This is a genomic window from Saprospiraceae bacterium, from assembly GCA_016715965.1.
In the GTDB taxonomy this organism is placed as follows: domain Bacteria; phylum Bacteroidota; class Bacteroidia; order Chitinophagales; family Saprospiraceae; genus Vicinibacter.
Genome location: JADJXG010000001.1, coordinates 2,063,179 through 2,083,974, shown reverse-complemented (window position 1 = coordinate 2,083,974; position 20,796 = coordinate 2,063,179). Strand labels below are relative to the sequence as shown.

Annotated in this window: 16 protein-coding genes; 6 read left to right on the top strand and 10 right to left on the bottom strand. The window is 38.9% G+C overall.

The features are described 5' to 3' along the window. The first annotated feature begins 10 nt into the window (after positions 1-10). Positions 11-412 (top strand): hypothetical protein, encoded by a 402-nt coding sequence (locus IPM48_07880; GenBank protein MBK9271502.1) that lies wholly within the window; start codon positions 11-13, stop codon positions 410-412. Between the two features lie 357 nt (positions 413-769). On the opposite strand, the gene IPM48_07875 is transcribed toward IPM48_07880, so the two are convergent. Further along, positions 770-2,023, bottom strand: coding sequence for an ATP-binding protein (locus tag IPM48_07875; GenBank protein ID MBK9271501.1), 1,254 nt, complete (start codon positions 2,021-2,023; stop codon positions 770-772). Positions 2,024-2,499: 476 nt separating this feature from the next. Continuing rightward, on the bottom strand, positions 2,500-4,170 hold the full coding sequence (locus IPM48_07870) for an Omp28-related outer membrane protein (GenBank protein ID MBK9271500.1): 1,671 nt from the start codon (positions 4,168-4,170) through the stop codon (positions 2,500-2,502). Between the two features lie 123 nt (positions 4,171-4,293). Here IPM48_07870 and IPM48_07865 point away from each other — a divergent pair, with 123 nt between their 5' ends. Beyond that, on the top strand, positions 4,294-5,202 hold the full coding sequence (locus IPM48_07865) for an EamA family transporter (protein MBK9271499.1): 909 nt from the start codon (positions 4,294-4,296) through the stop codon (positions 5,200-5,202). Positions 5,203-5,483: 281 nt separating this feature from the next. Here the strand turns inward: IPM48_07865 and IPM48_07860 are convergent, their stop codons facing one another. Beyond that, the gene (locus IPM48_07860) at positions 5,484-5,654 is read right to left on the bottom strand and encodes a hypothetical protein (GenBank protein ID MBK9271498.1); all 171 of its coding nucleotides are present in this window, start codon (positions 5,652-5,654) and stop codon (positions 5,484-5,486) included. Between the two features lie 396 nt (positions 5,655-6,050). Between IPM48_07860 and IPM48_07855 the strand changes: the two genes are divergently transcribed. Continuing rightward, the gene (locus tag IPM48_07855; GenBank protein MBK9271497.1) at positions 6,051-7,418 is read left to right on the top strand and encodes a S8 family peptidase; all 1,368 of its coding nucleotides are present in this window, start codon (positions 6,051-6,053) and stop codon (positions 7,416-7,418) included. 77 nt (positions 7,419-7,495) lie between these two features. Next, positions 7,496-7,732, top strand: a complete 237-nt coding sequence (locus tag IPM48_07850; GenBank protein ID MBK9271496.1) for a hypothetical protein — start codon at positions 7,496-7,498, stop codon at positions 7,730-7,732. A gap of 722 nt (positions 7,733-8,454) precedes the next feature. Here IPM48_07850 and IPM48_07845 read toward each other — a convergent pair. After that, entirely contained in the window at positions 8,455-11,151 is a 2,697-nt protein-coding gene (locus IPM48_07845; GenBank protein ID MBK9271495.1) for a T9SS type A sorting domain-containing protein, read from the bottom strand. A 243-nt stretch (positions 11,152-11,394) separates the two neighbouring features. Here IPM48_07845 and IPM48_07840 point away from each other — a divergent pair, with 243 nt between their 5' ends. Then, positions 11,395-12,900 carry a glycosyltransferase family 39 protein gene (locus IPM48_07840; protein MBK9271494.1) on the top strand — a complete coding sequence of 502 codons (1,506 nt, stop codon included), beginning with the start codon at positions 11,395-11,397 and terminating at the stop codon, positions 12,898-12,900. Positions 12,901-12,984: 84 nt separating this feature from the next. On the opposite strand, the gene IPM48_07835 is transcribed toward IPM48_07840, so the two are convergent. From IPM48_07835 to IPM48_07810, 6 genes are all read right to left on the bottom strand, one after another. After that, positions 12,985-13,251, bottom strand: a complete 267-nt coding sequence (locus IPM48_07835; protein ID MBK9271493.1) for a hypothetical protein — start codon at positions 13,249-13,251, stop codon at positions 12,985-12,987. Positions 13,252-13,456: 205 nt separating this feature from the next. Further along, entirely contained in the window at positions 13,457-14,086 is a 630-nt protein-coding gene (locus IPM48_07830; GenBank protein ID MBK9271492.1) for an IS3 family transposase, read from the bottom strand. A gap of 256 nt (positions 14,087-14,342) precedes the next feature. Beyond that, positions 14,343-14,642: a transposase gene (locus IPM48_07825; protein ID MBK9271491.1), complete on the bottom strand. Its 300-nt coding sequence runs from the start codon at positions 14,640-14,642 to the stop codon at positions 14,343-14,345. A gap of 14 nt (positions 14,643-14,656) precedes the next feature. Next, positions 14,657-15,298, bottom strand: coding sequence for a hypothetical protein (locus IPM48_07820; protein MBK9271490.1), 642 nt, complete (start codon positions 15,296-15,298; stop codon positions 14,657-14,659). Positions 15,299-15,769: 471 nt separating this feature from the next. Next, entirely contained in the window at positions 15,770-18,289 is a 2,520-nt protein-coding gene (locus IPM48_07815) for a restriction endonuclease (protein MBK9271489.1), read from the bottom strand. A gap of 128 nt (positions 18,290-18,417) precedes the next feature. Beyond that, on the bottom strand, positions 18,418-19,515 hold the full coding sequence (locus tag IPM48_07810; protein ID MBK9271488.1) for a Fic family protein: 1,098 nt from the start codon (positions 19,513-19,515) through the stop codon (positions 18,418-18,420). Positions 19,516-19,744: 229 nt separating this feature from the next. Between IPM48_07810 and IPM48_07805 the strand changes: the two genes are divergently transcribed. Further along, entirely contained in the window at positions 19,745-20,788 is a 1,044-nt protein-coding gene (locus IPM48_07805) for an IS481 family transposase (GenBank protein MBK9271487.1), read from the top strand. Positions 20,789-20,796 lie beyond the last annotated feature (8 nt).

Genomic DNA, 20,796 nt, shown 5'->3' with positions numbered 1-20,796 from the left:
TATTTTAAGGGTGCTCTCTTTGGGACTGAGCATCCAATATCTCGGACAAACCAATCTCTTTAAGCCCAAACCAACGAGGGCTACCTTTCCTCTCAGTATTGACCTTAGATATCAGTTTATCAAAAGCAAATCCAACAGGTTTTCAGTTCTTGTAGGAATGGGTACCGGTTACAATTTCGTTCGACAAAATCCATATTTCGAGCCCATCACCAATGTACCTGTATCTGAGAAAAATGGATTGTATCTCAACCCTTCTGTTGGACTCAAATGGTATGCATACAAAAACCTGGGATTGCTGTTTGACATCGGATACCATTACAACGATAGTTCGACCAGGATCACAGAGACCAATCAAAAGATCAGCACACAGGCCTACCACAATGTGCTGATTAAGTTTGGGATTTTGTTTTAATGGCAACGCAATAGTTAAATTCAAAAGTAAGGGTAACCCTCACATTTGGAAGTGTGGATCTAAATTTTAATAATTCAATTTCCAACAAAAAAGCCCGTAGAACTTTCGCATCTTCGGGCTTATTTTATACTTTGAAAAGATTTATTCTATCTTGCTATTACAAACTTTAGATAAGGGAAATTTTGAAAAGACTTGAAATACGTCAGCTTGGACTATTTAGGCAAGTCGCATTTTAGAAGGTAGTTGATCGTATTTTCATTAAGGATTTTTTACCTCTTAAAAGCTGCCAAATCTGGCCGGTTTAAATTGCAATTATAAATAAAGAATAAAAGCATTCTACTGAAGTGAATCAAAATCCTATACACCTATGGAAGCAAGTGAAATAACATTGATTCCGTCATTCCGAGTATAGCTCATGCCTGTTCCTGTAATGATGTTAAGAGAAGAAGCTTGCTTGACTTTCTTAGGATTTAGAATTGAAACAAATTTATGAAGTGCTGCAGCTGCCTCATCAATTTGACCGGCGCCTAGTTTAATTTCAAATGCAGACCAATCTCCATTGTGTTTTTGAACGATACCATCTACTTCCAGTCCGCTTGAATCACGGTAATTGTAAACCTTTGCGTCCATGGCTTGAGCATAAATACGCAAGTCATGGATAACCAGAGATTCAAACAAGAAACCCGTCAGATTTAAATCATTTAAAAGTGAATTTTTATCACAGGCCAATGCCGCAACTGCCAGGCAAACATCTGAAAGATGCCTTTTGGGGGATCTCCTCAAAGCTGAGGAAGACCTTATATGAGGGGCCCATGCCGGTTGGTCTTCAATGATCATCAAGCGGTTCAAAGCATCCAGATAATCATATATGGTAGGTCTGGAAAGTCCTTCGTTTTCATTTTTCAGAATATCTTTAGACAAGGTGCTGATATCTACTAAGGTGGCAGAATTTCTTGCCAACGAACAGAGCAATGCTTTTAGTTTTGCAGGATTTCTTTTTACATTTCCGATGCGGCTGATGTCAACTTCTGCCAACAACTCAATATAAGCCCGGTTTAGATCCATAGCCTGATCTATACGAAGATTCATATTTGTAGGGAAACCACCAACAATCAGTTTTTCCACAATAAACTCAAGATCAGTAGTTTGATCATAAATCTCAATCTTAGCTCCTTCGAATAGGTCCCGAAGACTGATTTTACCGGTCGAAAAACCCAACTCCTGCCAGGACATTGTTCTCATGTCCAAAATGGTAAACCGACCCGCACCTGAATGCATTTGGGCCGATACCTCAGGATTCGCAGAGCCGGTTAAAATAAACTGGGCAGTTTTATTACGGACATCCACTTCGTGCCGTATGTAATCCCATAGTTTTGGCTGGATTTGCCACTCATCTATCAGTCTGGGGTTATCACCCGCCAAAAGGCGCATTGGAGCAGTCAGCATCATCGCAGGTACCTGAATATCCTGATCCACTTGCAAAATACTTTTTGCAAATTGCTTTGCAGATTCCGTCTTTCCGCAGGCCTTAGGTCCTCTGATCAGCACGGCTCCGGAAGCATTTAATTTTCGTTGTAACTCCTGCTCTATAATTCGCGACCTATAATTCACAAGCGATTTTAGCCTCAAAAATAAAACTATTTTACATTTTTAGAGCATATTGCTTTACACTTTTAGAGCATATTACTTTACACTTTTTAAGTTCGTGCACTAAAAGCCTCTATAGGGGTAAGTGTAAAAAAATTTTAACGAATTGAATAAGAGATAGATAGTGATTCGTCTACTTACCTATTGTTACATGCAAATGAAGGCTTAAGGTGTCAACGGACACCCCGGAAACCATTACAGCGACAGTTCGACCAGAATCACAGAGACCAATCAAAAGATCAGCACGCAGGCCTACCACAATGTGCTGATAAAGTTTGGGATTTTGTTTTAATGATAATGCAGTAACTAAAATCAAAGGAAAGACTAAACCCTCATATGTGGAAGTGTGGATCTAAATTTTAATAATTCAATTTCCAACAAAAAAGCCCTTAGAAGCATTTGCATCACCGGGCTCATTTTATACTTTGAAAAGATTTATTCTATCTTGCTATTGCAAACTTGGAGTAAAGGGTATTTTGAAGGGTCTTGATCTGGATCAAATAAGATCCTTCGCTCCACTCGGAAGATAGGATTTCGTGTTGATTGATTCCATAATGAGTATGCAGCTTTTTGGAAAATACTTGCTTGCCCGAGAGATCAAAAACAGAAAGGACCGCAGGTCCATTTTCTCTTACATTCCAATGGATGTTCAGAAGATCGTTCACGGGGTTTGGAAATACAAGAATCCCCTGATGGTCCCCAAGCAGATTTTCTGAAGCAACCAGTTGGTAGGTCGTAAAAGGACTTACGAACAATCTTTGAGAAGTCAGACTTGTGTTAACGATGAGTTCGTTGTTTTCATTAAAAAGTCTGGCTGTGCCATTGACACTGGTATGGCGATTGTTGACATTTAATTTATAACAGGTATTTTCTTGTAATTCAAGATCAAATACCTTGACCGTATTGTCGGCAAAAGGCCCACCGCGCAAGATCACATTGCCAGAACCATCGGTGACATCAAATACGATTAAATCGGGTTTTGAGATCGGTTTTATTTCAATCCTACATTTGGTGCTTGTCACCGGTGGCGGTTCAAAATTTATATGGAATGTTTTTGGTTCCTGCAGTTGTACTCCATTTTGTTCAATCAACCTTAGTTCTATGGTATTGTCAGTCGATTTTAAATAAGGTACTTCGACCGAAGGTAAATTTACAATAGCCTCTTGAAGATAGTTCAACTGCCCTGTCCAACCATGGCTTGCAGATACTCCTCCATTGATCGAATATTCAAACTTGGCGGACTGGAGCGTTGTTTCTCCCTGATTTAAAAAACTGATTCTGGGAGTGGTGCTTGTGCCACAGATTACATTGGATGTGGGATCTTGTCCCGGCGTACCCGTTCTGAAAATAAGATCTGCCGCTGCTGTCTTTGGAAATTCTGGAGTTGCATTTTCTGCCTGTAGTACTTCTTTGGTGGTTTCATTCTGGATAAATGCGGCGACCTCCAAATTTTTGAAATCGTAAAGTTTGTCAAATTTGTAATTAAACTCAAAACTCTGGGTTTCACCTGTTGTACTCAGATTGGAAAGAGAGGTTCCACCAGTATTGGGCAAAAATTTCTTAATGACATGGTGAAATTCCCTTTCCCCATTGGTACCGGGCGGCTGTGCAAAACGGATGATTTTCTCCATCACAACAAGCCTAAGTATTGGCCTTCCGATCAGATTCCCGGTCAATTTCACATCTACCTTTACATCCAATTCCGTCAGATTTGGATTCAGTTGAGTCCCAATACTTATTTCATAAGGAGATCCAAGAGAAGCTGCCGCTTCGATCATGGCATCGTTCACTTCGATGGTGGGTGTTACCCTTGCGAGTGCTCCATTCATCCTTGAACCCGGTACTCCGGAGATGCCATAATAAGTGACACGGGATTGAATTTCTCCGGGATTGTCCTTGTTCATCGGATCATATCCGGGCCAGCTCACCTGGTGGGTGACTCTTACCAATTTGTCACTGTTCCTTTCAAGGATGGGATGCAACACCGGGTTGACGGTGGCGCAGGGTGGACAGGACGCCTGGGTAAAATGCTCATACAAAACTTTTCGCGGAGATTGCGCAAATCCAAAAGCGCAAACCAGCAATAGACAAATGCTAACTATTGGTTTCATTTCAAAAGTTGATGTTTTAAATTGGGGCTAAAGATACAAATAATCTGTTAAATAATTACCCTTTGGGAAATTCCTGAGAAAAGCTATATAGAGGTAGAATACATTTGCAGCTTATTTTAAAGCATGGTTCATAAAAATCCGGATTGGAAAGACTGGACACTCCTGATCATCCTGACCATCATCTGGGGATTCAGTTATTTCTTTATCAAACACAGTCTGACAGACTTTGATCCCACACAGATTGCCGGGCTGAGGATGTTGTTTAGCGCCATTGCATTGACTCCTTTTCTGTATGCCTCCTTTAAAATAATTCCACTCGACAGATGGACCCTGATCATGTTTGTTGGATTTTTGGGATCCTTTCTACCAGCCTTCATGTATCCATGGGCGCAACAGAAAATCAGTAGTTCATTGGCCGGAATTATCAACTCCTTTACACCCATTTGTACTTATGCGATCGGAATATTACTATTTCAGGTGAAAACCGAAAGGCAAAAAGTATTGGGTTCTTTGATTGCGCTTGCCGGTGCAGTCGTATTGATTGCCTTCAAACCCGGAGCCGAATTTAGAGCCGAGGCGACGTATTTATTGGTAGCGTTTATGGTACCCATTCTGTATGGTCTCAATGGCAATATGATCAAATCCAAATTGTCCGAATTTTCAGGTCTTCAGATGACCGCCACCATGTATGTCTCCCTGCTTGTTTTTAGTATTCCGCTTTGTTATTATTCCGGTGCATTCCATCAAATCCCTGTTTCCTTGGCACAAGGCAATGCGTTCTACCATTTGCTGGCCTTAAGTGTACTTGGATCAGCATTGGCGATGGCCCTTTTTAATATATTGATCAAAAGAGTGCATGTATTATTTGCAGCCAGCGTCACCTATCTGATGCCCATGGTCTCGATTGTCGTGGGATGGATGGACGGAGAAAAAATTGGTTGGAACGACATTTTGGGATTTGGATTTATCCTTTTGGGTGTGCTTATAATGAATGAGGTCTTGAAAAAGAAGAGGCCAGTGGAGCTGTCATAAATTTTTCTTTAATTATTTTCCAAAATATTTCTTTCACAAAGAAATTATTTTATTCTTCTTTTCTATTTGCGTATTAAAACTTCATATCCATTCGAAGAATTCTGTTCTGTGGTTAAATTATAGTTTCTATTGAATGAATTTTTTGATCCATTCTGTTACTTCCTTTCTGCTGACACTGAAAAAAGACTGAGCGTTCAATGCCAAATATATTTTTTATATGGCTTATCTCGCCATTGTGGAAACACTTTATTACATGAAAGCACTAGAAAACAGCGGAAGGATTAGTTGTTGATGGTATAGCGAAGTGCCCAGGCGGCGAGTTTTCTTTGCGTACTTTCCCTTATGATACAAAGAAAGTAAGAATACCATATTCTAAAATCTAATTTTAAGTTAAAGTAATCCTTGTTATATTGATACAAATAATCAATTCTAAAAACCAATAATATTGGCATAACTTGTAATTAAAGACTATTCAGCCACAATTCCTGGAATGAAGATTTGAAACAAACACCCTGACAATATTTTAACTTCCAAAATCAGGGTAAGCCAATTTACAGATTATCATTCATTTTGAGGGTTTAAAATTTTTTCATAAAAAATATTCTTCTTCCCCATAATTTTTGCAAGTCTTTTACACCTACATATTATAAACGCCCACTTCAACCTGTTTTTTATTTTTTTCAACATTCCATGAACCGATGATTCCTGTGAGGGAATTTCAGCATGCATTGCAATAGTACTATTCACAATAGGTGGAGTTCAGCAACCACGATAACAAACGAGGCGGTACCGAAAAGCCAGACGAGTAGGGCATTGTTATTTTTTAAAAATTTATTAAAACTAAAATTATGGAAAAACAATCGAAAAGGTATCTGATCACTTACAATGACGGAAGCATCAGCTCAGAAAACGCGGCAAGTTTACTGGGAGTCGCCAAATCAAAATGCAAGGAAGGGGTGGCCTTCATGGAAACCGAATCTGTACCTGGAAAAACGGATGTCTTGCATTTTGAAAATCTGGGTGTTTCTACCATCGAACTCACCGAAGACGAGGTTTTAAAATTACAATCTAAAGAGGGAATTCTCGCAGTGGAGGAAGATCTGGAAATGTTTGCCTTTAAAGAAGATATTAATGAGGAAAAGCAATTTCAGGAATTGTTCTACGGAGAAGAAATACTCGAAAACGGTGAGGAGGAAATTGTGAAAGAAGAAGGCTATCAGAATGGTTACAAGAAAGCTCTGTTGGATGTGTTTTCGTCCCTATTGGACAGGTCCGGAGGAGCACAGGAAGATTCTTTTGATCTTAAATTGCCGGTGCCTTCTCCCGTAAAACCCATCATCAAAAGACCTCAACCCGTGCCATGGAATATTTCGATGGTCAAAGCACCTGCAGCCTGGGCAAGAGGAATAACAGGAAAGGGTGTAAAGCTTGCAATTTTAGATACCGGAATCACTGCACATCCGGATCTGAGCATTGCTGGAGGCGTTTCCTTTATTCCTGGTTCAACCAGTTTTGACGACCGTCACGGACATGGTACGCATTGTGCCGGAATAGCTGCTGCAAAAAACAACACCATCGGTGTCGTGGGAGTGGCACCAAACGCGAGTCTGTATGCAGTCAAAGTTCTTAACGACAGCGGAAGCGGTATGTCCAGCTGGATCATCGCAGGAATGGAATGGTGTGTTAGAAATCGCATCAAAGTAGCCAGCATGAGTCTTGGCGGAGCCAGCAATCCTTCTGTAGCCTATGCCAACGCCATCAAAAGATGTTACGATCATGGGGTCGTTGTAGTCATTGCCTCTGGAAATTCCTTTGGAAGCAGCTTCCCATGGGTCTGTGCGCCTGCCAACTCTATCATCAGCGGAGTAGCTAACGCAAGTCCACTTGCAGTAGGAGCTGTTGACAGAGCTTCAGTTATTGCAGGCTTTTCTTCAAGAGGCGGAAGGGTGGCTTTGTGGAATCAGGTGGGCTGTGTGGCTCCGGGTGTAAGCATCAACTCTACTTTTCTTGCAAATGGCTACAGAGCTTTATCTGGCACCAGTATGGCGACCCCACACGTGGCAGGTCTTGCTGCCCTGATCGTACAGAGATATCCGGGCATTACCGCTCCAAATGTGAAACGCAGAATCACTACCACCAGCAGAGATCTGGGTGCGGCAGGATTTGACATAACCTATGGATTCGGTTTGATCAATTGCGATCTTGCCACCCGATAATTTTCACTTATTGTTCCTCCATGGACACCAATTGCAGAATCAGTTGGTGTCCATTTTTCCTAATAAATTGATACATCATGAAAAAAATAGATTCAGATTTTCTTAAAGACATAAAATCACATAGTAAAAAAATTTTTAAAGTTCTGATTAGTCTGCAAGTTGATGCAGATCCTGAATTGCTTGGAATTAAAAAATATACAGAATTGATGCCGGGCATTCTTTCGGCACAACTGGCTGGCTCACAGATTCTGAAACTATCCAAACACAATGCAGTGGTGACCATTGAACCAGATGAGGAAATGCAAGTTTTTTAAAGAATTAAAGAAAGGGTAAGGAATACATACAAACAAAAACAACTCCTCACCTTACTCTGTTTGAAGACCTTTTCAAATTCTATTGTGAGCCTTTCTAATCCTATAGTGGCAGAAAATGCACAGTCATAAAGTGAATCAACATCAACAAATTTTAATCATTCAATATAGGAAGAATAGAATATGGTTTGAATTGCTTTTAAAATCTTTGGTCAAGAATATACTAAATGCATTGATCGACATTCTCTACCATTTCCCTGCGCCTAAGGAAAGAACTTTATGTTTTCATCAAGTTTCCATTCCTCAAAGAAGCTTTTTTAATTATTAATTGATCATTTTTTTAATCCATATAATATGTTCATTGGACTTGTATCTTCAATTTGTAAAATCCATTTTTAAAATCAAAATAACATTAATAAAATAGTATCCAAACAATGGATCATCATTACAAATAAAATAATTAGTCGCTTATTGTGGGCAAAAGAAATTTAGATTGCAAGTTAGAATTACCTTCCTCAAATGATCATCATCCTAAATCGCAAGATCCAATTGGTATGCGCTTTCAAACTTTTTCTGAATTAAACGATAACTTTAAAAGGACGCAAAAGCAGCCATCCATTCGAAATTGGATCTTTCAAAATATGCCATGGCTCCTGATGATTCTCCTGAAAATAATAAAAACATGCAGAAAAGAATCAAATCAGGATCAAATTCCAAGCAAAGTATTACAATTTGATCAACTTATACCTTGATACATTTCCAGTGTGCAATTGTAGTACTTGAATAAAATATATTCCTTGAGTCAATGAAAGAAGATTAATTTGTCCATCGGGTCCGTTAAGTAGTGTCCTGTTTTGATACAACTCCAGGCCGTTTAAGTCAAAAAATCTCAATTGAAAATTATTGCCATTCCATTCATCGATGTGCCAATTTAAGTGATGCATCGCCGGATTTGGATAAAAATATATACGATCGCTCTCCTGTTCTTTAACCGCAGTCATTCCTTCATTTTCTAATTCTACACATTGCACAATTTGACAAGATTTACAATCCTGGATACTTACACAATAAATTCCTGCCTGAAGGTCTGTCAAGTTTGCTGTAGTATCATCAGTATTCCACAGATATTGGTAAGGAGGACATCCGCCTGATACATCCAATACAATGGATCCGTTGTTCTTGTTAAGCTGACTTTTTACAACTGAAAACTGTGCTTTTATTTCTGAACTTTCCTCGATCTCATACGGACCTAAACTTATTTTTCTTCCTGTTTCAGTGGTTAGCTCTCCATTGTAAATTCCTGCCCTGAGATTTTTCAGAATTCTGCCTGTATCTTTTGTTCCTGACCATTCAAAAAACAGCGTAGGAGTCCCTCCTGTAGCTGATAATTCAATCTGTCCGGTGCTGTCACCAAAGCAATCAATGTGTATCAGTTTTTCAGAAAGCATCGGCAAACTCGAAACCATGCTTACATTTTTACAAAGTGTGTTTTCATCACAAAGATTTTTAGCACTCAGACAAATTTGATATATCCCTGCCTGATTGTATAATTTTATTGGATTGCTCTCTAAACTTTTACTTCCATCGCCAAAATCCCATTCATAAATACTTGCATTTTTGCTTTTGTTGCTTAGACTAAGCTGATCAAAATAAGTTTGCACATCAAAATCGGTTTGCACTCCATTTGACTGAGGTCCATGGTCAATCACTATTACTGCACCAGGTGAAAGATTGTAATAAGATCCGCTCGCACTGGATTTTAATTGAACCGCTCTCACCATATAATGGGTAAGTCCTGAAGGAAAACAGCTATCCTTGTAAAAAGTAGGTACATTCGCTTGATCATTCATCAATCGGTAAACGGAATCAGTCTCAGACTTTCGGTAGATATAATAGGCTGCAAGAGAATCCGGATCATCCCATGAGAGATTCAAATAAGCATGCTGAACACTTGCTTTTAGATTTTGAACGGGTTTCATCATGTGCATTCGCAAAGTAGGATCACCCATCAGGCCAATGTGAATAAATCGGCCAAATACCCCGGAGGTAAAAAGATCGAGATTGTTCATGGTAAGCCGGGTAGAATAACCGATGGTTTCACCCAATGCCATGTGCTGCAAGTGCCACATTGGTCTCATACCCCATGTACTTGCTAAAATGGTTCTGGATGCAATGGCGGCACGCAGAAAATTATTGGGGTAATCCCAATCTCCGAAATAAGAACCAAACAACATGGTAAAGATGGTTTGCAAAGAATCATTCACAAAATTACTGGTGGACGAAATATCGGAAGCGCTTTCAGGTCCTCCGCCCCCGCAACCATAAGACCACATATAGGATTGATTGGTCAGTGTAGTCCGGTAAGGCAGGTCTTTGACCTGCTGATGCCCAAACATGGCGACATAGTTCTTCCATCCAGATTGAGCAAGCCCTTCTGGCTCTCTTGCAAAATTATTGTCAATAAGTCCTCTCTCCAATGCATGTATATTGCCAATTCGCCATTGGTGGCTTTTTTGAAGATATCTTTTGAGCAGGTATTCCTCTCCTTCCGGAAATTTATCCATGTTGGCAAAATCCACCCGACCGACCTGAAGTTTGACCTCTCCCGGAAAAAAGCGGTTGTCAAACTTTCCATCTCTCAGAAGGTTGTCGTTACGGTTACCAACTGGAGCATTTACATTTAATATAGAATCTGTCCAATTCCCATGCAATTCTCCATAGTAGCCATCGCAGGGCCATGCTCCTTTGTGATCGGGATTATGTCCATCGGGTGCTATATCGCCGGCATAAGGAACTGGAATTCTTCCAAACAATAAAACGGACTGTTGCACATCGGGATGACTGAGGGCCCAGGATTTGATTTTTGATTTTACCAGAGTGACCGGATCTGTTCTTTTTACATACAACACATAAGGGGTCCATCCATCGGCTTCCACATCTTGCATCCATTGTTTTATTTCATGCGAAAGACTGACTGCAAAACTATCATCTGCCACCATCAGACAACTCCCTCTGTGATGCACGGGTGGTAATTTCATCCCTGAATAAATAAAACCACTTCCTGGTCTGACTCCTTCAGAAGGATTGTTGTTGGGAAGAATTTTTAAGATACGGTAATCATGTGCTTTACCAATTTGGACATTGCTGTCCGTCCATTCTGTGGCATCTACCCCTAAAATAGCAAGACTGTCTCCCCAGGTCTGAACGTCCTTCTCTTTTCGGTAAATCCGGTATCCCAGATGGCCGGTATCTTGAAGCCACTTGAGTCGGATGATGGCAGGTTGCTCCTGGATCTGAGCTTCAATGATCACCGATTGTTTGGCGTCATGAATGTTTTGAGCTTTCAATTCGGCAGTGTCATAGACACCAGCACTCAATATTAAAACACAGAGGATGTTGAAGTAAATTTTGAGATAAGACATAAGAATACTATTTGGTTTTTATGTAAATATTTTGCAAGCTTGAATGAGTCATATATTTATCAACTTATGGTTAGATGATTGTTTGTTTTCAAATATTGTTGCTTGCCAATCAAATATCCATTGAATATATTTTTTCCAGTTCAAGGGAAAGCTACTACATTTATGCTGGATAGGAAGAGCTTGAATTTAATTTTCAATCGATTCCATACAAATTTAATCCATTACCTAAGAAAGAAAACCCCCTTGAATTCAATATTAACAATTGCCACAAAACCAGGAATTGGCAATAAGTTTATTTACTTATTGGTGGCTATTCTTTGTGCAATCCCACTTTTCTCAGGCTTAGGCGTTTTACCCATCAGGGTTTGGGATGAATCAAGACTTGCCATAAACGCGTGGGAAATGCTGAAAAATGAAAATTGGTTGGTGACCCATTTCGACTCAAGTCCTGATCTGTGGAATACCAAACCACCATTATTGATTTGGCTTCAAGTCCTGTGTATGAAACTTCTGGGGCCCAGCGAACTCGCTTTGCGTCTTCCCTCAGCATTCGCAGGTGCATTCACCTGTCTTGCTTTATTCAGATTTATCCTTAAACATACTGGCGACAATGCTTTGAGCATCCTGTGTCCTCTTGTGCTCGTTTGCACCCATGGTTATATTCAATACCATGGAGTCCGAACGGGTGATTATGATGCCCTCTTGACCCTCTGGACTACTTTAAGCTGCCTACATTTTTTCAACTACACAGAGCAAAGATCCCGAAAACATCTTCATTGCTTTTATCTCTTTCTCAGCTTAGCTGCTTTGACCAAAGGAATATCCGGTTTGCTATTTTTACCTGCCTTGTTTTTATATGCTCTGTATCAAAAAACATGTTGGCCTTTGGTAAAAAGCAAAGATTTCTGGTTAGGTTTTACTGCATTTGTCTTAATCATTGGGGGTTTCTATCTTTTGAGAGAAATTGCTCATCCGGGATTCTTAAAAATAGTCTATGAAAACGAATTGGGTGGAAGGTATTTTCAAGTATTAGAAAACCACGGAGGCGGATTCCTTTATTACGTTAATTTGTTCATTGATCAACGATTTCGGGAATGGTACTTGATGTGTCTGGCAGGAATTATAACCGGTCTTCTTCTTAGTGATGGTCAAATAAAAAAAATAAGCATCTATTTCAGCCTACTCAACATTGCGTACCTTCTGATTATATCCTTCAGCAAAACAAAATTGGAATGGTATGATCTGCCCATGTATCCCTTTTTAGCCTTCCACGCTGCGGTATTTATAAATAAAATGTTCAGACTTTTGAAAAATTTCAATTGGCTCAATCAACAACTTAGGTTTAATCCACTTCCATATTTGTTGCTTGTCATCATTTTTACAAATCCCTATCGAAAAATATTGGAAAAAACCTGGTCACCCAGTGAATACAAATGGGATCAAACGAGCTATGAACTGAGCCATTATTTGCAAGAAGCAGTCGCAGGTAAGAAAAATCTTGAGGGAGTAACACTTTTGCATGAAGGATATTATGCACAATATCTATTCTACATTTATCTTTTGAATGATAAAGGAATCAATGTAAAATTAAGTACGGATTGGCAGAGTAGGATCGATTCAAAGCTCGTCTTATCCCATCAATCAACAATAAAGCAGGATTTACACCGGAAATATGAATTGGAAGAATTGGACCAATACGGTCAGGTGTCATTATTTCGAATATTAGGGCCAAAGGACATTAATTTATGAATTCTGTTTCCTAAAGAAATACATAGTATAAAAAAAAAATTGAAAACAATTCATAAAAATCAAGTGAAACAAACTTAATTTTGATTATCTAGGGATACCAACCTCAAGCATTTCCCTATAGTGCTGTTTTAGCTCATTATTTAAGAATTCAAGCTTTTTAATGAATGGCCACAATTCTTCCTTGGTAAATATTTGTTCCATAGGTTTACCCAAACCAGGATGCACAATATAGTTTCTCAGTGAATATGCCTTATTTAAAAATTTAGTATCATTTAAAGTTGGAATTTGATTTATTAAATTTAAATCTTTTATTAAAATATATACTTGACATGGTACCAATAAATGGGACACTGATCTAATTTAGTTAAAAAATAAAATTAGTACACATTTTACCCCTGCGACAAAGATAAGCATTGCTCCCAAAATGTCAAGAGCAAGTCGAGTTCCGCCGGAAGAATACAGAATAAAGAGGTCGGCGGAACTCTTGACATTTTGTCCGCAATAAGCTTGGTCCTCGTCTAAGGGTAAAAATGCAAAGTCATGTTTTGTTTCCATATTAGTTGCAATGAGTGAATTGATTTTTCGAATAATAAATATTTTCAAATTCTAAGGGTGTATAGTATTGAATGGATGAATGCCTTCTGATTGTGTTGTAATAGCCATCTATGTATTCAAACAGAGTGAATCTTAATTGATCCAAATCATCAAATACAGTACCTCTAATGCATTCGCATTTGAGCCTTGAGAAAAATGATTCGGCAATTGCGTTGTCATAAACTTCGTTTTTGCGAGTCATACTTTGTCTATTTCCTTTAATGGCATTTTTGAAATCTTTACTAGAGTACTGCGTTCCTCGGTCAGAATGGACAATCACACTTAATTTATTTTGGATGCATTTCAGTTTTGCTTTATTGAAGGCTGAAATAACCAGTTCGCTTCTCATATGAGTCTGAACATCCCAGCCCACTACTTTATGCAAATAAGTATCAATCCAAGTTGAAAGATAGGCCCATTGGCCATTCTTTAAAGGAATGTAGGTAATGTCACCAACCCATACTTCATTTGGTTTTTGCGCCTTTCCAAAATCAAGAAGTAAATTGGGTGCAGGAAATTTGGTCCCGGTGGAATCAGTTGTTTTTGGAACAAAACTCTTTGGCTGGATTGCTTTCAAATTTTGTTCCTTCATACATTTGCGAATCAAATGGCGGCTAACATTTTTGAATATTTTACGGCTAATTCCATTTTAATTCTACGACTTCCATACCTATTCATATGAGAGTCAAATACGGATTTTATTCGGTCTCTTAATCCCAAATGTTTAGTGGGAGAATCCCTCCTGTGGATAAAATGATACAAAGTATTCCTTGGAATATTCATCATCTTGCAAAGCTTGTTAGTAGGATACACACCGCTTAGACTCTGGATAAATTCAGCTTTTGGTTTCATGTCTGCCGGCTGAAAATGTTCAAGGCTTTTTTTAAAATATCCCTTTCCATTTCAACATCCCTTAATTTCTTACGGAGCTGTTCAAGTTCAGTATAAGGATTATTTGTTCCTGGCTGGACGGAAGCATTCCTGGTAATCCTGATTTGACTACGCCAATTGTAAAGCATTTGCTTACTAACGCCAAGAGAATCAGCTAATTCGCTAGCGTTCCTCCCGGATTCGAGCAAATGAATGGCATTAAGCTTAAACTCGGTATCGTACCTCCTCCTCCGATTGTTTGTCTTTGATTGATCCATAACACAAATTTAAGTTAGATTTGTGTACCATTTTCTTGGACCACTTCAACTTTTTCTTTAAGAGAACAAATTTCCATAGTTTTTGAATAAATAGGTTCATTATTATCTTTTAATATAAATCCCATTTTAAAGTATTTACCCATTACATTGTTTCTGGCCGATTTGTCCAATCTATTAAAATTCACTTTAGGGTTAATAAGACAAATATCCAAACAACTTTTTTCAAATGCCATCAAAAGTGCCAGGATGCTCAAGCATAATGGATTTCCTAGTAGATCTGTATAAAAAAAGAAACCAATAAGCTGATTGCCCTTGTTGACTATAAAAACATTTTGTTTTAGCGTACTGACCTTCTCCACAACTGTTAATATATCAGTTTCGGCTGAAAAAATGGCTTCCAGATTAATAGGTTCCATTACTTCAGCCATTTCTTTATCATCTTCTTCAATCCATTCAATGCCAAACCAGCCAACAACTTTTTCCCTATTTTTAATTAAAGCAATTTGAGTCATATTATCAAGGTCATTCTCAATACACAATTTATTAAAATTGTCTAAAACCTGAAGTGATCTTTCTTCATAATTATAGCTTGCAAGAAATTTGTGGCAAATATCTTCCACCTTAAATAATCTTGCCATTTCTAAAAAACCAGACATTTTAAAAATTTTTCATTATAAATTTATACCGAAATAAGGGCTTAAGATATATAAAATCACTTTTTTCGCAAAGGAAATTTAAAAATTGATTGAAAGATCGCTTTTGCAGCCTACCCCATGCCGATTTATTTCGAGTGCGCGTTCCATCACTCCTCATGATGCCGAATTCGAATCCAGGTATCTTCAGAACAACATTAGGTCCCCTCTTTAATGACTGCCAATATAGTAAATGCTCGCTTTAGTATCATTTTCTGTTGCCGATCGCTGAGGCGATCAAATTCAATTATTTTTCTGCTTTAGAACCGTTTTTATACGTCGAGATGGGACATCGATCTATCCAAAAGAACCTTTCCTTCGGCCCAATTCAACTAATTTTTCTAAAAAAGTCTTTGGTTTCATTTTATGCTATTACCGAAACAAATATCTATTTTATTAAAGCTCAACACATCTTTGAAAATGGTTTTTGTGCTGTCAAGGCTCATTCACAAAACTTTCTTCATATTCCTTTCTACTCAAAACTGTGTCATAAAGACCAATGTCTTCGCCTTTGTGTCTATTAATTCCAATATATTCCAAACTTGGATCTTCATAGCGTTTGAATTTGTAAACGGCATCATTCATTAAAGCAGAGTTGAAAACTCCAAGACTTACCAATAATTCAAAGTCCTTTACAGAAAGTCCCGTTACTTTCTTAAAAAGTCCCGGTTCTAATTGCATGATTACATCTTTCAAACTCCTTTCCCTGTAGTCTGTCAGGTACATAAAAACGGGAACACGAGTAGCAAACTTGATTAGCTTTTCTTGTATTTGCTTTCTCAGGCTTTTGTATTCCTTTTCTTCGTCAGTAAGCTCCTTCTTTTCTTTCTTTGTCAGCTCTCGGTCGTTTGCTTCTTTCTTGGCTTTTTTAACGGCTTCCGATTTGTTGATAATGGTTTCAATGTCCTGATTCAAATTTCTAAAGCCTTCTATATTCATCAATGATTTCATTGCTTCCTCGTTGGCCATCAATCGGGCAAGCGTGTTGTTGTCCACATTTACAAGCAAGGCACTTTCCCAACGTCTTGCCAAAAGCGTAGCCGTTGTACCACTCATTGCAATGTCTAAAATACCTGCCGCGTCCACTTGTTTCATCGAGCTGCCATCATAAGCTAGAACTGGCAGGAAATTTATAAAATCTTCTACGTTTTTTTCCGGGTTCGATTCATTGACATTCAATCGGCAAGCATAATCAGCAATTTGTCTTAATGCCCTGTTCGGAGCAAAATCGAACACATAACATTCTTCTTTTAGAATTTCTTCTTTGTTGGGCGATTTGCTATCGGGGTTTGTAATTACCCAAGGCGTTTGCACTCGGAAGGCTGCTTGAAAATAAGTTTCAGGACTTGAAGAATTACGCAACATAAAAATTCCTGTCCAAGGTTTAACCGAAACCCCTGTAGTGAGTTTACCACAGGAAAGTGTAATGGTTTTTGATTCCAAGGGATTGTCGGTCATGGCATCTAGAACGGGTGGTAAGGCTTCCACACCAATGCCCGCTTGTGTTCCTGCTGTCACTACCACGGTGTAATCGTGATAAAACTTGTTTTGTCGCTGTTTGAGCAAATTAGCCATTGCATAACATGAGGCCACGGTCGGCAAAAACCAAAAAGTGTGATTCAATACATTGAGCAAAGGAGCATGTGAGAAAGGAAGCGGCGGTTTTTTCGCTCCCATTTTAAGATTGTCCAAAGTGGTTTCGCTGAATGAACCACGAATCAAATCCAACCATTTCTGTACTTCATCTTCGTATTTGAACCTTGCCTTTATACCATCGCCTTCAGCTGAAAAGAACACATTCAAATCAAAGCCGTCAAATTCTCCCAACTCTGCTATTTGACTGATGGAGTCAGGCAACTGGTAAGTCATCATGACCATTCGCGGCAGGGAAGCATAGGGATTGCTTCCTTTAGAATCATCCCAGCCATCTTTGGCTCTCTGCTCGTCTGAATAAGTCCAGTTAAATATCTGCTCCTCGATAAACTCTCCCGACGCAATGGCTCGGAAAGGTGTACCCGATAAGTATAAATAGTGCTTGGTTGTAATGGGCATCGCTTCTTCATCAAAGTACTCAATACCCTCTCCTTCCCCAAATTCCAATTCTCTTTTCCCTTCAGCTCCAAATAGTTCTTTCGCATTTTCCCGCCAGGCACCATAGTGGTACTCGTCAAAAATGACGCAATCCCAATGAGTAGCATGTACCCATTCGTTTTTGGTTTTTATACCACCTGTGCTGGTATTTTTGCCCAAATAGTCTTGAAAAGAGCCAAAACACACAACTGGTTTTTCCATATCTGCCTGCCCATAGCTCAGAGTGTTTTGTGAGTTTGATACAAACTGCCATCCTTCAAAATCAACATGAGTCATCAAATCTTCATACCAGGCATTTTCTACGGCAGGTTTAAAAGTGAGCACCAAAATTTTGGTCCAGGCCATTTTCTTTGCCAGTTGGTAGCTGGCAAAGGTTTTTCCAAAACGCATTTTGGCATTCCAAAGAAAATGGGGTGTCTTATCCGGGTTTTCCCTCTTAAAACTACTAAAATAGGCCATGGATTTGCTAACGGCTTCCTCTTGTTCTGGTCGCATACCGAAAGAAAGGGATCGATTGTCTTCAGTACGTTCACCTGTCTTCATTTCCCAAATGGCTTTTCGTAGATCTTTCAAAGTAAATTTAATCCATTCGCCCTCGGGATTGGCAAAGCCTTGTTTGCGCAAATGACGGCGAACCTCATGGTCAGAAAATGAACTCCCGTCGCGCCTCATTGCGGATTCTTCAAAAACGATTTTGTATTTAATGCCGGCTGTTTTGGTTTGCTCGTCTATTCTGACTTCGTTGGGTCTTCTGGATTGGCCTATTTTCAATAGACCTTCTTTATAAGGAATGCCCGGTAATTCATAAGCGTATATTGTCGGATTGGTGGATGGTCGGGGTGGAAAAAATTCTTTTTTACTCATTATCAATTGTTTACCTTGAATTCAATAATGTTTATTCAATCGACATGAGTGAATGTCGTGTCGATTATTATACATTTTTTCGACATGATAGTCACTTCGTATGTATTAAGTGTACATGATTTCGTTTCCTATTCAGATAGTATTTTAATCAGATTATGGTTGATATAATAGGTCTCCTTCCATACCTGTACGCTTGAAAGCCATCCCGCCTTTTCTATTTCTTTTAAATAGCGCGATGCGGTTTGCCGCTTGGCAATTCCATTTTCATCCAAAACCCCTATTTTTATATAGGGAAAGCTAAACAATAGATCATTCAGATCTCTAGAGAATGAAGATCCCAGCGCTGATTTCAAATCATTCTCTGCATTTGCTTTCAATTCTATTATGCGCTTAATCTTAATTAGGGTGGATTGAGAGGTTTCAGCTACGCCATTTACCACATAAAGCACCCAGTCAATCCAGTTGTTTTGTTCAGTAACTTCTCTGAGTAACCGGTAATAATCCGACCTATTCTCAATAATATATTTACTCAAATAAAGAACAGGTAAACCAATCATCTCCTGTTGAATCAGATACAAAATATTCAAAATACGACCAGCACGACCATTCCCGTCACTAAATGGATGTATGGCCTCAAACTGATAATGAATCAGAGCCATTTTAATAAGAGGGTCTAAGCTATCCCCATCGGAAACATTTATATACCGCTCCAGGGTAAAAAGTTTTTCTCTGATTATCGTCTCTCCTTCTGGTGGTGTGTACACAATTTGTCCACTAATGGGCTTAGAAAGTTTCGTGCCCGGATTTCTCCTTATACCATCTCTTGTATTACGTAGCTTTTGCATAATACCCACTAAAAGATTGGTGGTAATAAGGCCGGTTTTATCCAATTCCGATAACCCAAAATACATGGCTTCCCGATATTGTAAAACTTCCTTGGCAGCCTGATTTTTCACTTTGTCACCCATGAGGGTGGCTTTATACAACTCATCTTGTGTGGTGACAATGTTTTCGATGGCACTTGATTCCTTACTTTCCTGTAAGACTATGGTGTTTAGTAGTAACTCCGGATTGGGCAGGGTTTGGCAAAAGCCCTTCAGCTCTGCCAATAGTTTGTTGGCCCGTATGGTTGCTTTGAATATTTCAGTCGTCTCCAGATGGGTGGCTGGCGGCAAATCCGGCAAAGCATTGAAGGGCAAGACGCGATTGAATTCTTTTTTACTCATCTACTCCCCCATTTTGAGTTAAGTCCATAGGACGAATCATTTTTTCAATAAAAGCTATCTCATTTTCTGTTAAGCCATATTTTTTATATAGTTTTTCATCTGTCCAAGGTTCTGAGAAGTCTTGAATGGGAACGAATTCATAAACTGTAATAGTTTAGACTTAATCTGACAGTTAGTGATTAATTTTAAGTTGTCAAAAATAATTAATTAACCACTAAACTGTCAGAAAATGAAATTAGAAACAAAATTAATCAAAACTAAATTGGGATTAGTCCTTTTAGCAGAAAAATTGGGAAACGTATCTCAGGCTTGTAAAATAATGGGGTATTCCAGGGATAGTTTTTACAGGATTAAAGAGATGTATGACACAGGAGGCGAAATGGCCTTAATCGAAGTCAGCAGGAGCAAACCACTGGTCAAGAATCGAGTGGCTCCCGAAGTAGAGAAAGCTGTTGTTGATATGGCTATTGAAAATCCAGCTTTTGGACAAGTAAGGGTTGCAAATGAGCTTGTTAAGAGAGGAATATTTGTATCCCCTTGTGGAGTTCGTTGTGTTTGGTTGAGGCACGATCTGGAGACCTTCCAAAAGAGATTAAAAGCCCTCGAAGCCAAAGTGGCCCAGGATGGAATAATTCTTACAGAAGCCCAAGTTGTAGCCTTGGAGCGTAAGAAAGAAAAATTGGAATCTCAAGGTGAAATTGAAACATATCATCCGGGCTATCTGGGAGCTCAGGATACTTATTATATTGGCAATATCAAAGGCGTTGGTCGTATCTATCAACAAACCTACATTGACACTTACTCTAAGGTAGTTCTGGCAAAAATCTATGATCGTAAAAATGCTCTTGTAGCAGCCGATTTGCTAAACGATAAAGTCCTGCCATTTTATGAACATGAGCAAATCAGGCTACTCAGAATACTGACCGATCGTGGCACGGAATACTGTGGAAAAAGAGAATATCATGAGTACGAACTTTATCTGAGTTTGGAGGATATTGAACACACTAAGATCAAAGCACGACACCCACAGACTAATGGTATCTGTGAAAGATTCCACCGCACCATTCAAAATGAATTTTATGCCATTACCTTCCGTAAAAAGTTATACAAATCTATTGAAGAGCTACAGGCTGACTTGGAGGATTGGCTACATTACTATAACTCGGACAGACCTCATTCCGGAAAATATTGCTTTGGGAAAACTCCTATGCAAACTCACATCGAGTCAAAAAATATTGCAATTGATAAAATGTTAGAAACTCATTTTGAATAAAGAAGATC